The organism is Sphingobacterium rhinopitheci (assembly GCF_022627575.1).
GTDB lineage: Bacteria > Bacteroidota > Bacteroidia > Sphingobacteriales > Sphingobacteriaceae > Sphingobacterium > Sphingobacterium rhinopitheci.
On the sequence record NZ_JADEYQ010000001.1, the window covers coordinates 440057 to 454856 of the forward strand.

A 14800-nucleotide genomic window follows, 5' to 3' on the forward strand; every position below is an offset into this window, starting at 1 on the left:
AGAGAAACACTATAAACTAATAAACATATGAAAATAACAGTCATTGGTGCTGGAGCTGTGGGTTCTACTACTGCGGATAATATAGCTAGAGCAAATTTTGCTGAAGAGGTTATCCTATTAGATATCAAAGAAGGTGTTGCCGAAGGCAAGGCACAAGATATGATGCAAACAGCAGCTTTATTAGGTTTTGATACCAAAATAAAAGGCGTAACCAATGATTATGCGCAAACGGCAAATTCAACGGTAGCGGTTATTACGTCTGGCATACCACGGAAACCAGGGATGACACGAGAAGAACTAATCGGCACAAACGCTAATATTGTAAAATCTGTAGTCGAAAACCTTGTTAAATATTCCCCCGATGTAATCATTATCGTTGTTTCTAATCCTATGGATACTATGACCTATCTGGCATTAAAAGCTAGTGGTCTTCCAAAAAATAGAATTATTGGAATGGGTGGGGCACTAGATTCCTCTCGTTTTAAATACCAAATAGCGACCAAATTAAATGCCTCCCCTAGTGATTTAAATGCTATAGTCATCGGTGGGCATGGTGATACTACAATGATACCTTTAATAAGTAAAGCTACTTGGAATAGCATCCCTGTAACACAATTTTTAAATATTGAAGAGCAGGAAGATATAATTAAGAAAACCATGGTAGGTGGTGCTACATTGACTGCATTGATAGGTACATCAGCCTGGTATGCCCCAGGTGCAGCTACTGCGGCAATGGTAAGAAGTATTGCGCTCAATGAGAATAAGCTGTTTACGGCGTCAGTATATTTAGACGGTGAATATGGGGAGTCTGATATTAATATTGGTGTTCCTGTGATTATCAATAAAAATGGATGGGACAAAATTGTGCCAATCAATCTGACAGAAGAAGAAAAAATTAGCTTCAAAAAAAGTGCAGAAGCTGTAAGGGCTATGAACAATGTCCTTAGAGAAAACAAAAATATTTAATTAAAATAGATTCTTATTTTTCGGAAAGGGCTTTTAAAAGCCCTTTCTTTGTAAGTATTAAACACTATATATGCATATAATACCTTTTGAAATCTTAACCATCCAAAACGATGGTTTTCACATTATACTTAATGTAATACTCTTACAAAAGAAATTTAAAATGGTACTGGATACAGGAGCCTCAAAAACAGTATTAGACAAACAATTACTTATTGATATGGGACTTGCTCAAGAAGAATTGATATCTAGTAATATACTCTCAACTGGCTTAGGTACTAATGAAATGGAAAGTCACACACTATATTTAGAATCTCTTATGATTAGTGACTGGACTATCAAAAATATACAAGTAGCCGTATTGGATCTTTCTACTATAAACTATGCCTACCAACAAATGAATTTCCCCGCTGTAATAGGAGTTTTAGGCGGAGATATTTTGTATAAATATGGCGCTGTAATAGATTACAAAAAGAAAACGTTGAAACTAAATAGTCGAAAAATAAAAAGTCAATCATAAAATGATTGACTTTTTAATATCTATATCGTAATTAATTACTATCGTATTGATATACGTTTTACTATGGTCTCTGTACCTGAAGATACACGAACAAAATAAAAACCTGCTGATACCTTATCATCTTTATCGAAAGATAAATTGTGCGTCCCCGATTCTAAAGTCGAGTTAGAAAGATTTAATATTTCATTTCCTAAAGCATCCATCAATTTTATAACGACATTGCTCTGTTTATTTAATTTCAGGGATACTGTTATTTGAGAGACAACAGGATTGTAAGATACTTTAACATTAGTAATATTCTTTTCAGAATCCTCATCAGCATACAATAATGTGCTAGCATCAGCGTTATTAAATAAGTTACGGTTGATATCCTCGGCAAAAGTAGAAAACGCCATAGTGACCAACATTACTGTTAGCACCGATATATTGACGTATTTAAGGATATTTATATTCACGTTGACTTATATTATTACGATCAAGGAGGAGTTTAGAATTACATTTACTTTAAAACATAATACCTCTTAAACAAATATACTTTTTTTCATTGGTTTTGAAGCAGATATGTAAAAAAATATATGTTTTTAACAATTTTTAACAAGACATGTCGTTACCTCAATATTTTGCAATATCTTCGCATAATATTTTAAGGTATATCTTGATCTAAGAAACTATGAGTTCAGACTCTAAAAATGGGATAAACCGCTTAAGTGCAGCCGGTTTACTAATTTCATTAGGTATCATATTTGGTGATATTGGTACCTCTCCCCTTTATGTATTTAAAGCAATATTCAACCAAGGTCTTATCCAGAAGGATCTAGTATTTGGCGGATTATCGTGTGTATTTTGGACATTGACCCTTCAAACGACTATTAAATACGTATTGATAACATTGAATGCGGATAATAAGGGAGAAGGAGGTATTCTTTCCCTTTATTCCTTGGTAAAAAGAAAGTCCAAATGGCTAATCATTCCTGCCATCATTGGGGCTTCTACATTATTAGCTGATGGTATGATTACGCCAGCTATTACGATTTCATCAGCCATTGAAGGTTTGGCAATTTATAATCCAAATTTTCCTACCGTACCGATAGTAATAGCAATCATCTCTTTATTATTCTTGATTCAACGATTTGGCACCTCTATTGTAGGAAGATTATTCGGACCATTAATGTTGATTTGGTTTAGTACAATTGGGGTACTCGGATTTTCGTATATAGGACAAGCTCCTGAAGTACTAAAAGCTATAAATCCAATTTATGCCATTGAGACGCTAATCAATCACCCCAATGCGCTGTTACTAATAGGCGCAATTTTTCTGTGTACAACAGGCGCAGAGGCTTTATATTCGGATATGGGTCATGCGGGGAAGAAAAATATCCGTGTCAGCTGGATCTTTGTAAAGATTGCCCTAATATTAAATTACTTTGGTCAAGGAGCATGGTTGATTATACATGAAGGTCAAGCTATGGGTGAGCAAAACCCATTTTACGCTATAATGCCTGATTGGTTTTTATTTTGTGGTATTACCATTGCGAGTATCGCAGCCATCATAGCTAGTCAAGCCATGATTTCGGGTTCATTTACACTTATTGCGGAAGCCGTACGGTTAAATATATGGCCAAAAGTAACGATCAGATACCCTAGTGATCAAAAAGGCCAATTGTATGTTCCTTCGATAAATATTATCCTTTATATCGGTTGTCTAATAATTATTGCTATTTTTCAAAAATCAGTAAATATGGAAGCGGCTTATGGATTAGCCATAAACCTTACTTTCATTGCTACATCTACGCTTTTAATATTTTTTATGCTCAGAAAAAGAGTCAATAAGATTTGGATTTTTCTATTTGCATTAATTTATTTTAGTATTGAGCTAACCTTTTTATTAGGTAATATAGTAAAAATTAAACATGGAGGATGGGTAACATTACTTTTAGCAACTACTATTTTTGTCATTATGTTCGCTTGGTACAAAGCGCGGAAGATTAAAAATAAGCATGTCCGCTTTATTAATATTAAAGATTATTATCCTATAATTTCCGAATTAAGTGAGGATCGTTCTATCCCTACTTTTGCCTCACAATTAGTTTATCTCACTAGCGCTAATGCAATACATGAAATAGAGGCTAAAATCATCTATTCTATCCTTAATAAAAAACCTAAACGAGCAGATGTATATTGGTTTGTTCACGTAGATGTTACCGATTCACCACATGGTAGGAACTATGTGGTAAATCAATTAATCCCAAATAAACTGATTAGAATAGATTTTAAGCTTGGATTTAGAGAAGAGCAAAAAATAAGCCTATTATTTCGGAAAGTCGTCGAAGACATGGTAGCTAATGGTGAAATAGATATTACTAGTCAATATGAAACATTAAAAAAACATAAAATTCCTGGGGATTTTAACTTTGTTGTTTTAGAAAAGATATTTACCAAGACATCAGATTTAAGCTGGCGTGATAGGATTATTATGGAATGTTACCGACTCTTAAAATACTTTGGCCTCAGTGAGGAAAAGGGTTTTGGATTAGATAGTAGCTTTGTTACCTTAGAACGTGTTCCACTAAATATTCCAAATACAGAAAATATAAAAATAAATCGATTGAGCTAAAATCTATTTAAATAAAAAAGGCTAGTTAGACTAGCCTTTTTTATTTAAGAGTAAGTACATCTTTTTCAAAAGAAACCGCCTCCCATCCATGTAGTTGAAATTGGCGTATATTCTGATGATCTGTTCCCTCTGGAGTATTTAAAACAGAAGCATAATGTTCAGCAAACAATTCTAAGGTATCTTCTTTAGATAAGTTATTCAGCTTAGCGAAAAATAATACCCGAGCACTACCTTGATTTTCATTTTCGGCATTATTTTGGCTTCCATTAGTAAATGCGGAAGCGGTATATACATACATATTGTCAATATGATGTAACACTTCTTTAAAATCAGCTTGCTTTACACGCAATGATGTTAGTAAATTATTAGTTGTCATACAACAAAGATATTAAAACAAGAGATTAAAATAAATCAGTACTAAAAACAATATATATGAAAAAATTATTTATCCCTGCTATCCTATTGTTAGCAATTCAAATTCAATCATGTCAATCAAATAGTTCGAGTAACAGCAGCAGTACTACTGACAGCAGCTATGTAGATACTACGCACACTTCTCAAAATTCGCTAGATTGGGCAGGAACATATGACGGTATTGTACCGTGTGCTGATTGCTCAGGTATCAAAACTACGATTACCTTAAAAGATGACGACAGTTTTACGTATCAAGCAGAATACTTAGAAAAAAATACAAGTGTCCAAGATTCAGGCAAGTTTATGTGGCACGATAACGGCTCTATAGTTCATTTGATGGGCAAAGACCTGAATACTAAATATAAAGTTGGTGAAAACATTCTTATCCAATTAGATACTGAAGGTAAAGTAATCGAAGGTGCAATTGCCGAAAAATATTACCTTAATAAGGTTCAATAAGTACGTTAAGTAATATTCCATTTGAGGTCAACCATTACGGCTAAGTGATCAGAAAGATGAGCTTCATTATTGTCTAAAAAGATCTCTTCCTCAACTTTATATTTTAGAGGTTCCAATGTGATGTGTTCATTACTACGATATAGAATCTTATCAATAGTTTCGATATAATTATTGCAACTAAGGTCATCTAATATTACGAAATTATCCTGAACACTTGGGTATTTCCCTTGCAAGATAGTTGATACCCAACTATCTTGCAATTTTGTTTGTTCCAAAAAATCAATCATATTATCCAAATGATATTGATAATGAGCATTAAAATCCCCCATAACAATCAGTGCATTACCTACTGAATGCTGATCAATATAGTTTGCCAACTGTAAAAGATTATTTCTTCTGGCCTTTGCTGCCGACAGGGAATATCCGGATGTAGCATGTACGTTGTACGTGTCAATAATAACATTAGCAGCGATACAAATACGCGCTAGTGAAAACCCTTTAGGTGTCAAACAATCAGAACCATTACATTTTTTCCAAGCTACTCTTCTGAATTCTAGAATAGGATATTTTGACAAAGTATTCAAACCATCACCCCAAATAGCTTTGCCACGATGTGCAGATTTAAAAGAATGTAGGGTATTAGTATACAATTGTATATTGTAATTAAAATCTTCCTGAACATTTACGATATCATAGTTATTAATCTTCTCCCCGATAAGCAGCATACTATCATATCTTTTTGTCTTGGCACTAGATATTTTTTCTGGCAAACCTGCAACATTGTAGGTAAGTAACCGAATATGCCCTTCACTTTGAGACAATATTGAATGATCATGCGGATAAAATACAGCAATTAATCTACGCTTATTGAGTAAAAAAATAACGATACAAATCACCAAAATAATCCCTAAAAATGAAACAGTAATAACCATTTATATAAATTTAGTAATGTAAACATCTAGGATAGCCTAAGAAAAATTTATTAAAAATATTTATTTATAATTAAATAAACAAAGTAAAAATGTAAGTTTTTTATATTAAAAAAATAATATAATCATATGAAATTTAATTAAGATAAACTATTATAAAGAAAAACATTCCATGATCTATGCTAGATCAAATCATATCGCGCAGATTAATTTATTAAAAAAGCGAAGTCCAATTGCTTGAACTTCGCTTTTATTAATTACGTATATAAATAGAGAAACTAAATTACCAGCCTGGATTTTGTATTAATTTATCATTCAAGACTAATTCACTCTCAGGGATAGAATTAAGATAATCACGATCTATTTTGAAACCGTATCCATTCACCATTGCTTTCCTAAATGGATCCAAGAAACCAGCATCGTCAACAGTACCCGTTAAATCCAAATTATTATTCTTGATTTGTGAAGCTTTAAAACCTTTGGGTCTCTTGCCAACGATCAATTCATCCGCAGCAGCCCATCTAGCGATATCATCCCAACGGAAACCCTCAGCTACTAACTCTACACGACGCTCTCTTCTTATTTCATTAATCAAAGAAGACAAATTTGAAAAACTCCAATTCACATCAGTTGAAATGGCATTCAATTGGAGATTAGGCATTGCTACTCGATCTCTTAAAAGTTTAATAGTATTATCAATATCTACTTGCGTAACTGTTCCTAACTCTGCTTTGGCTTCGATATAATTAAGTAAAACTTCGGCATACCTAAATAATATAGAAGGTGTCTCTTCAGATTGAGTGACGTGATTATTCACGTCAGGATCATATCCTTTTTGAATTATATAACCTGTAGGTGCAGTGTAATCCGAATTTTGATTTATTTTATCATAAACTTCAGACCAATTTTGGATAGTACCATTAGCTAATATTTTCCAAGTTTGACTCGGAGTGGCAACAGTCTGCATAAATCTACCATCTCTATTCACCGCTTCTTTTTCTACATTATCGTAGCCTTGAAATAAAGAGCTTGAAGAAATAGGCTTACCGTCGATACATAGGTAACTATCAACAAACTCTTTGGTTAGAGTTTTACCAGATGGTGTTACCATTCTAAAGTTTCGGTCATTCACAAATCCAGCATCCCCTTTAATGATATCATTATCATATTTCCGCCAAAACATAACCTCCATATTATTGGTATAATCTGTCAAAGAGAATAAGTCCCTATAGTCTTTTGTTGGATTTCCTGTAGTATAAATTCCATATTTACCTGAATCCATTATTTTTTTTGATGCCTCCACAGCCTTATTAAAATATTTGTTAGGATCGGCATTTACTACGCCAAAATCAGTACCATTATGATATTTTTGCCATGAACCTTCATAAAGTGCTACCCTACTTTGCATCAATAACGCAATCCATTTATTAAGACGCCCAGCCCCAGTTCCCTTATCTTCAGAAAGATAGGTAGCGGCAGTATCCAAACAAGCGATGATACGATCGGCAACAATATTTCGGGGCGTGCGCGCAGCATACAATTCTGGTGACATAGTTCCTAAGTCTTTATCCAACCATTGAATATCACCATAGGTTTTTAATAGATTAAAATAGGCCACAGCTTTAAAGTAATAAGCTTCACCTACAAATTGTTTATAGCTATCAAAGGCATTATTATCAGCTACTTTTTGATAATTATTCAAAAAATAATTGATACTTCGCACATTTGTAAAAGATATTGTACCTGAACCCACTATAACACGAGTCCCCTGCAAACGTTCATCTATTACCTGTCCATTGACTTGGTCATCACTGTTAAAATCATTGCCATGATTCGCATATTTAGGAAAAAAAGTTTGATTATAGTATTGATTTACATACGTTTCAAGATCTTTGGGTTTCTTAAAATATACTTCAGCAGTAACCTCATCTAAAGGTGCTCTATCCAAAAATTTATCATTGCAGGATGTAGTAAGCAAACTAATACCCACTAATCCGTATATATGTAGTTTCGAAAATTTCATAATTTTTATTTAAATGTTAAGTTAACACCAAAGGAGTAAGTCTTAGTGGATGGGTAAATAACTCCACTCGCGGTAGATCCACCATTAGCAGGGTCAGAAGCTACAGCAGTTTCAGGATCAAAAACTTTAGGTAAACTAGTAAATGTCAATAAATTTTCACCAGAGAAATAAATCCTCGCTTTCGCAAACACCTTCTCCAATACAGTATTTGGTAAAGTATAACCTACTTGCACATTTTTCATCCTGAAGTAAGCAGCATTCAAAATATATTTAGACTGTACTTGTCTATTCTTATTTGTTTCAACAGTAAAATAAGGTTTAGCAAAATAAGCATCCGTATTAGCGCCCAAGATACTAGCTTCATTACTCGGTCTCCAGTAATCTAAACCTGGTGAGTCTTTATATAAACCCGAATTTTGCCATGAGGCATTCATCCCCCAGAATAAAGAAGATCCTGCATCAGGTTGAAATTCTTGCTTACCTATCCCCTGCCAAAACATATTAAAATCAAAGTTATCAAACCTAAATCCTCCGGTAAAGCCTATATTATAGCGTGGCGAGCGATTGCCAATCACCTTCAAGTCACCATGATTATCAAGTGTCCGTGAACCATCATTGATCTTTCCATCCGCATTTACATCTACATACTTCATATCACCGGGGCCCCATGTGCTATAATATTTAGACTGATCAGCTATCGATTCTCCCGCATTTTGTATTAAACCATCAGTGGTTAATCCCCATATCTCTCCATACATTTTACCTGCATACCAGGTATCAATTAATCCATTAACATTTCTATACTCCAAAATCTTTGATTTACTATCTCCTAAAGTGAATTTAAGATTATAAGAGAATCTATCACTTAATCTATCGTTCCAAGAAATAACAACTTCATAGCCTTTAGTTTCCATTTTAGCATTATTTGCCAATGGTGTTACAGCCCCTAATACATAAGGTAATGTCACTGCAGGGCCGAGCATATCATTGGTCGTACGGTTGTACCAATCAAATGTTACGCCTAATCGAGATCTCAAAAGGGAAGCGTCTAATCCAAAATTTACTGTAGTAATAGTTTCCCAAGTTATTTCATCACTGATCAATGCAGGCACGGTAGCATATTGTGGTCTGGCATTATTAATAATCCAATTCAGGTTAGGAGATACATTAAGTCTAGAATAGTATAAATAGTTATTTACGTTTTGATTACCTAGGGCACCATATGAAGCTCTAACTTTCAAATTATTAATATAAGGTAAAGCAGCTTGAAAAAAATCTTCTTTAGAAATCACATAGCCAATTGATCCCGAAGGAAAGAATCCAAATCTATTGTGCTTAGGAAAACGGGAAGAGCCATTATATCGCGCACTTAGTTCAACCAAGTATTTTTCTTGATAATTGTAATTAATACGTCCAAAAACACCGCGTGTAGCCCAATGATTAAGATGATCGTCTACAGATTTATCACCTAATGATGTACTTATAGAAGGCAGATCATCCGTAATCAGACCTGTACTATTAGCTAATAATGCGGAATATTCATTTTCTTCTTGTTCAAAACCCAGCATTCCTTTGAAGTAATGATCTGCCCAATTCGTCTCATAGGAAGTAACAGCATTAAACAACTTGTACCTAGTTTCTTGTCTTTCATCCGTATAGCTTGATTGAGCCTTACCAATATTTCCAAAAGTCCCATTTCCTAATTCTACCATTACAGGTTTAGGATTGGACCATAGTTTAGAATTTTTAGCATTGTAATTATAGTTAACAATTGTTTTCCAACCTTTTATAGGTTCTAATTCAGCACCTATAGAAGCCATAAAATCACTATGATCAGCTTTATCTCTACCTGATTTCTCTAAAAGATTTATCAATGGACTTTGTATTGTACCATTGATATTATAATAAGGCATCATTGGAGCAAATGTTTGCATCTCCCTAAATGTATGCTCTCGACCAACAGTAGTCTCTCCTAGGGGAAAATCTGTCCCCGAATTAGCATACTTTATACTGGTATTAAATTTCAACCATTTGGTGACTTGAGAACTTAAATTAGATAAGAAATTATAACGTTGAAAATAATCATATCCAAAAGCATAAGTACCATTTTGCTTGGTGTATCCGCCAGACATATAATACTGCGTAGTATTAGATCCTCCGGAAACGTTAACGTTGTGCTTCTGACTAAATGCTTTATTACCCATTAAAATATGAGGCCAGTCGTAATTTGCATTACCATTTCTTCGCCCGTGAAATACATTTGCTATAGGATTATTGGGATCATACTCATACTCAAATGTACCATCTATGTACCCTTTGATCCTTTGCATCTGCTCATCACTATATAGAGGAGCAAGGCCTGAATTAACATTTGCTTGGTTGTATGCTGTTGCCCAAGTATACGAATCTATAAAACTGGGTAAGTTTAATGCAGAAGAACTCGATAAGTTATTGCTATACGAAATCTGTGCCGAATCACCTGCCTTGCCCTTTTTTGTGGTAATTAATACGACTCCAAAAGGAGCTCTTGATCCATATACAGCTGATGCAGAAGCATCCTTCAATATAGATACACTTTCTACAGATTCAGGATCTAAGCTACTTAAATCCATCTCTACACCATCTACCAATACTAAAGGAGATGAATTACCATTAATAGAACCAACCCCACGTAAATTCCACGAACTTTTAGCACCAGGCTCGCCACCACGCATTCCCATGCTGATATTCATATTGGGTGAAGCACCTTTTATTAGATCCGCAATATTATTTGCAGGTCTATCAGCTAACGCTTTACCTGATAATACATCTACAGACCCTGTAAGATTTTCTTTTTTCTGCGTACCATAACCTACTACTACTACCTCATCCAATTCTGATGAATCCTCATCTAAGATTACATTTATTGCCTGATTTGCCTTAACTGGTACGGATTGGTTTTTAAACCCTACATACGAAACTGCTATCTTTGCATTAGCGGGCAATGTTGCTACATCTAATTCAAAAAAACCATCCGTATTGGATTCCGTTTGGTATTTTGTTCCTAATAATTTTATGGAAGCGCCAGATACTGGTTTACCATTTTGATCAAGAATACGTCCTGTCAATTTTGCCTGAAAATCAGTGTTACTAGCTGTCATATTTAAATGTACAGCATGAGCAGCCCTCGACTCGGTAACGTTACCACAATATAGCCCAAAAATAAGAGGCAATACTAATGACAACTTAACTTTTCCTCTTCGAGCTTGTTTAAAATGAGAAATATCATCATAAACAGCATTTTTAGAAAATACTTTGTGTTTCATAAAATAGGTTATTTGTAAATTGATACTTCGATACAAGTATATCGATAAATAAAGATATTAAATTATAATAACATCTTCATACATATATGTAATAAAAAAAACCGAAATAACTAATTATTTCGGTTTTCAATCTGCTAAATATATAATCTATTTTAAAAGATCTCTATATACTTTAGCTTTTTTCAATTCTGTTTGAATATCCTTACGTGCCGTATCGTAAGATAATACTTTTTCGAAATCAGTAATCGCTTTATTATACGCTTCGGTAGCAGCTACTTTATTATATGTATTTCCGCCTTCAGTACTTCTAATAATTCCTAAATCACGATATGCAATAGCTCTATTTTGATATAACTTAGCATCCGTTTTGTTAATTGAAATCGCTTTAGTATAATCTGCGATAGCAGATTGTAACAATTCCAATCTCTTAGCATCTGTCATCGTGCTACTAGGCGTAATCGCTAAAGTATTATTAGCTTTTGCTTTATAATAATACGCATTTGCGTTTGTTGGTGCCAATGCAATTACTTTTCCAAAAGTATTAGAAGCTTTTAAAAAATCTCCAGATTGAAATTGAGAATAGCCTAATAAATATAAAACAGAAGGGTCTTTTTCTTCTGCTGGAAGTGCTTTTTCAAGATAAGTAACGGCAGACTTAAAATCACCATCTAACAATGCTTTTTGTCCTAATCGCACATTTGCATTACTATGCTCCTCTTGTTGAGCTTGCACAGTCATTGTAGTCAAAGCCAATGCTAAAACTGAAAAACCTATTCTAATTGATTTGAAGTTCATATCTATTTATTAATTATTTCAACAATATATTATTTATTTATACTAAGTAAATATCCCAATATAAATTTTACAGGTCAACAAATACTTATAAACATTTCCACAAAATGGTATACTATTTACCTTTTATGAAGTGTATTTGTCAGCTAATACTGACTATTTAGCAGTACCTATGTATACACCGCACAAATAATACCAAATTTTAATCTTGGCATTTGAGTTGCAATATTACTAGTATAATACTAAAAATAGACATAAGCACATAAAATCTGACATTATGTCGGATTTTGAACGAAATTATATATGAGCAAATTTGATACATTCGATTTTCATCAAGCAATACCAATTATTAGCGAAGATACTGAATTTTTTCCGCTGTTGAGTCCACAAGATGAAGACGAAATGCGTAAAGAAGATATCCCGGAAATCCTTTCTATATTACCATTGCGCAATACGGTATTATTTCCTGGCGTGGTAATTCCTATCACTGTAGGTAGAGATAAGTCTATCAAATTAGTAAAGGAATCATACAAAGGAAATAAAACAATAGGAGTTGTATCTCAAAAAGATATGACTGTTGAAGACCCTACTTTTGATCAATTAAACAGTATAGGAACGGTTGCAAATATCATCAAGATCTTACAGATGCCTGATGGAAATACAACAGTTATAATCCAAGGAAAGCAGCGTTTTAAACTTATTGAAGAGACACAAAGCGAACCGTATCTCAAAGCTAAAGTAGAGCGTTTTTCGGAAGAAAAACCTAAGACAAGTAGTAAAGAGTTCAAAGCTTTAATTTCTTCGATAAAAGAAATGGCCCTTCAGATTATTCAATTATCGCCTAATCTACCTTCAGAAGCAGGTATTGCGATAAAGAATATCGAGAGTCCTACCTTCTTAGTAAATTTTATTTCTTCGAACCTAGCCTTAGAGCTAGAAGCTAAGCAAGATTTACTAGAGCTAAAGGATTTTGTGAAAAGAGCAAAATTGCTTTTAGAGCATCTGACTACAGAGATTCAAATGCTGGAGTTGAAAAACCAAATCCAGAATAAAGTCCGTATTGACTTAGACAAGCAACAACGTGATTATTATTTGAATCAACAATTAAAGACTATCCAAGAAGAATTAGGCGGTAGTACGCCAGATTTAGAGATGGATGATCTCAAGAAAAGAGCACGTACAAAAAAATGGTCCGCTGACGTAAAAGCACATTTTGATAAAGAGATCGAAAAATTGGCACGCATAAATCCTGCTGCTGCTGATTATTCTGTTCAAATAAATTATTTAGAGCTATTACTGGACTTACCATGGGGAGAACTTACCAAAGATAAGTTTGACCTCAACCGTGCTGTGAAAGTATTAGATAAAGATCACTATGGCTTAGATAAAGTAAAGCAACGTATTATCGAGTATTTGGCTGTACTGAAGTTGAAGAATGATATGAAAGCCCCTATCTTATGTCTTGTAGGCCCTCCAGGAGTAGGTAAAACATCTCTTGGTAAATCAATAGCAAAAGCTTTGGGCAGAAAATATACAAGGATGGCATTGGGAGGTGTACGTGATGAGGCCGAGATCCGTGGGCACCGTAAAACGTATATTGGTGCTATGCCAGGTCGCATAATACAATCCTTAAAAAAAGCAGGTACATCGAACCCTGTATTTGTATTAGATGAGATAGACAAAATATCATCAGACTTTAAAGGAGATCCATCATCAGCATTACTAGAAGTTCTAGATCCAGAACAAAACACGAACTTCTATGACCACTACGTAGAAATGGAGTATGACCTTTCTAAGGTTATGTTTATCGCTACCGCAAACTCATTAGGTTCTATACAACCCGCATTATTGGATCGTATGGAAATAATAGAGGTAAATGGTTATACCATAGAAGAAAAGATCGAGATTGCAAAGAAGCATTTATTACCTAAGCAGCGCGAAATGCATGGCTTACAACATAAAGATGTTACCCTAACCAATAAGGTGATCGAAAAGGTAATTGAGGAATATACGCGAGAATCCGGTGTACGTGGATTGGAAAAGAAAATAGGTTCTATCGTACGTGGTATTGCTACCAAAATAGTAATGGAAACACCACATGCCACAAGTGTAAGTAATGACAATGTGGAAGAAATATTGGGAGCTCCTATTTTCGATAAAGATATATATGAGAATAATAATGTCGCAGGTGTAGTTACTGGTTTGGCATGGACATCAGTAGGTGGCGACATCTTATTTATTGAATCAAGCCTAAGTCCAGGTAAGGGAAAATTGAGCCTTACAGGTAATCTTGGCGATGTAATGAAAGAATCGGCAGCTTTGGCAATGGCTTATATTCGTGCCCATGCTGATGACTTTGGCATTGACTATAGAGTATTTGATACTTGGGATGTTAATATTCACGTTCCTGCTGGAGCTACTCCAAAAGATGGTCCATCAGCAGGTGTAACTATGTTGACTGCATTAACTTCTCTATTTACACAACGTAAAGTGAAGGAGAAATTAGCGATGACAGGCGAAATTACACTTCGTGGTAAAGTATTGCCTGTAGGCGGTATCAAAGAGAAAATATTAGCTGCTAAGCGCGCCAATATCAAAGAAATCATCCTTTGTAAATCCAATCAAAAAGACATCTTAGAGATAAAAGATGATTATATCAAAGACATGAATTTCCACTATGTAAGTGAGATGAATGAGGTGATCAATTTAGCACTTTTAAAAGATAAAGTTAAAGGAGCGAAAGATATAAATCGTTTTCTAACAGATAAAAAATAACATAAA

General features: G+C 34.2%; 11 protein-coding genes. 5 read left to right on the forward strand and 6 right to left on the reverse strand.

Translation table 11 applies throughout. From position 1 onward, the window contains the following. Positions 1-27 precede the first annotated feature (27 nt). Together IP023_RS01970 and IP023_RS01975 are read left to right on the forward strand one after the other, a co-directional pair. The gene (locus tag IP023_RS01970) at positions 28-966 is read left to right on the forward strand and encodes a malate dehydrogenase (RefSeq protein ID WP_241788568.1); all 939 of its coding nucleotides are present in this window, start codon (positions 28-30) and stop codon (positions 964-966) included. 70 nt (positions 967-1036) lie between these two features. Next, positions 1037-1483, forward strand: a complete 447-nt coding sequence (locus IP023_RS01975) for a retropepsin-like aspartic protease (RefSeq protein ID WP_241788569.1) — start codon at positions 1037-1039, stop codon at positions 1481-1483. 38 nt (positions 1484-1521) lie between these two features. On the opposite strand, the gene IP023_RS01980 is transcribed toward IP023_RS01975, so the two are convergent. Beyond that, on the reverse strand, positions 1522-1878 hold the full coding sequence (locus IP023_RS01980) for a T9SS type A sorting domain-containing protein (RefSeq protein WP_241788570.1): 357 nt from the start codon (positions 1876-1878) through the stop codon (positions 1522-1524). A 275-nt stretch (positions 1879-2153) separates the two neighbouring features. Between IP023_RS01980 and IP023_RS01985 the strand changes: the two genes are divergently transcribed. Beyond that, complete coding sequence (locus IP023_RS01985; protein WP_241788571.1) at positions 2154-4097, forward strand: KUP/HAK/KT family potassium transporter; 1944 nt, start codon at positions 2154-2156, stop codon at positions 4095-4097. A 40-nt stretch (positions 4098-4137) separates the two neighbouring features. On the opposite strand, the gene IP023_RS01990 is transcribed toward IP023_RS01985, so the two are convergent. Beyond that, the gene (locus IP023_RS01990; protein WP_241788572.1) at positions 4138-4473 is read right to left on the reverse strand and encodes a HopJ type III effector protein; all 336 of its coding nucleotides are present in this window, start codon (positions 4471-4473) and stop codon (positions 4138-4140) included. Positions 4474-4529: 56 nt separating this feature from the next. On the opposite strand from IP023_RS01990, the gene IP023_RS01995 reads away from it, so the two are divergent. Next, complete coding sequence (locus IP023_RS01995; protein ID WP_241788573.1) at positions 4530-4970, forward strand: copper resistance protein NlpE; 441 nt, start codon at positions 4530-4532, stop codon at positions 4968-4970. 5 nt (positions 4971-4975) lie between these two features. Here IP023_RS01995 and IP023_RS02000 read toward each other — a convergent pair whose 3' ends face one another. The 4 genes from IP023_RS02000 to IP023_RS02015 form a co-directional block, all read right to left on the reverse strand. Further along, entirely contained in the window at positions 4976-5902 is a 927-nt protein-coding gene (locus tag IP023_RS02000; RefSeq protein WP_241788574.1) for an endonuclease/exonuclease/phosphatase family protein, read from the reverse strand. A gap of 280 nt (positions 5903-6182) precedes the next feature. Next, a complete protein-coding gene (locus tag IP023_RS02005; RefSeq protein WP_241788575.1) occupies positions 6183-7922 on the reverse strand; it encodes a RagB/SusD family nutrient uptake outer membrane protein in 1740 nt (579 codons plus the stop codon). 5 nt (positions 7923-7927) lie between these two features. Then, complete coding sequence (locus IP023_RS02010; protein WP_241788576.1) at positions 7928-11227, reverse strand: SusC/RagA family TonB-linked outer membrane protein; 3300 nt, start codon at positions 11225-11227, stop codon at positions 7928-7930. Positions 11228-11374: 147 nt separating this feature from the next. After that, positions 11375-12022 (reverse strand): tetratricopeptide repeat protein, encoded by a 648-nt coding sequence (locus IP023_RS02015; RefSeq protein WP_241788577.1) that lies wholly within the window; start codon positions 12020-12022, stop codon positions 11375-11377. A gap of 300 nt (positions 12023-12322) precedes the next feature. On the opposite strand from IP023_RS02015, the gene lon reads away from it, so the two are divergent. Next, complete coding sequence (lon, locus tag IP023_RS02020) at positions 12323-14794, forward strand: endopeptidase La (RefSeq protein WP_241788578.1); 2472 nt, start codon at positions 12323-12325, stop codon at positions 14792-14794. The last annotated feature ends 6 nt before the right edge of the window (positions 14795-14800 follow it).

Excerpts from the sequence above, each read along its gene's own strand:
- IP023_RS01970 (WP_241788568.1), top strand. The coding sequence starts at position 28 with ATGAAAATAACAGTCATTGGTGCTGGAGCTGTGGGTTCTACTACTGCG.
- IP023_RS01975 (WP_241788569.1), top strand. The coding sequence starts at position 1,037 with ATGCATATAATACCTTTTGAAATCTTAACCATCCAAAACGATGGTTTT.
- IP023_RS01980 (WP_241788570.1), bottom strand. The coding sequence starts at position 1,878 with ATGGCGTTTTCTACTTTTGCCGAGGATATCAACCGTAACTTATTTAAT.
- IP023_RS01985 (WP_241788571.1), top strand. The coding sequence starts at position 2,154 with ATGAGTTCAGACTCTAAAAATGGGATAAACCGCTTAAGTGCAGCCGGT.
- IP023_RS01990 (WP_241788572.1), bottom strand. The coding sequence starts at position 4,473 with ATGACAACTAATAATTTACTAACATCATTGCGTGTAAAGCAAGCTGAT.
- IP023_RS01995 (WP_241788573.1), top strand. The coding sequence starts at position 4,530 with ATGAAAAAATTATTTATCCCTGCTATCCTATTGTTAGCAATTCAAATT.
- IP023_RS02000 (WP_241788574.1), bottom strand. The coding sequence starts at position 5,902 with ATGGTTATTACTGTTTCATTTTTAGGGATTATTTTGGTGATTTGTATC.
- IP023_RS02005 (WP_241788575.1), bottom strand. The coding sequence starts at position 7,922 with ATGAAATTTTCGAAACTACATATATACGGATTAGTGGGTATTAGTTTG.
- IP023_RS02010 (WP_241788576.1), bottom strand. The coding sequence starts at position 11,227 with ATGAAACACAAAGTATTTTCTAAAAATGCTGTTTATGATGATATTTCT.
- IP023_RS02015 (WP_241788577.1), bottom strand. The coding sequence starts at position 12,022 with ATGAACTTCAAATCAATTAGAATAGGTTTTTCAGTTTTAGCATTGGCT.
- lon (WP_241788578.1), top strand. The coding sequence starts at position 12,323 with ATGAGCAAATTTGATACATTCGATTTTCATCAAGCAATACCAATTATT.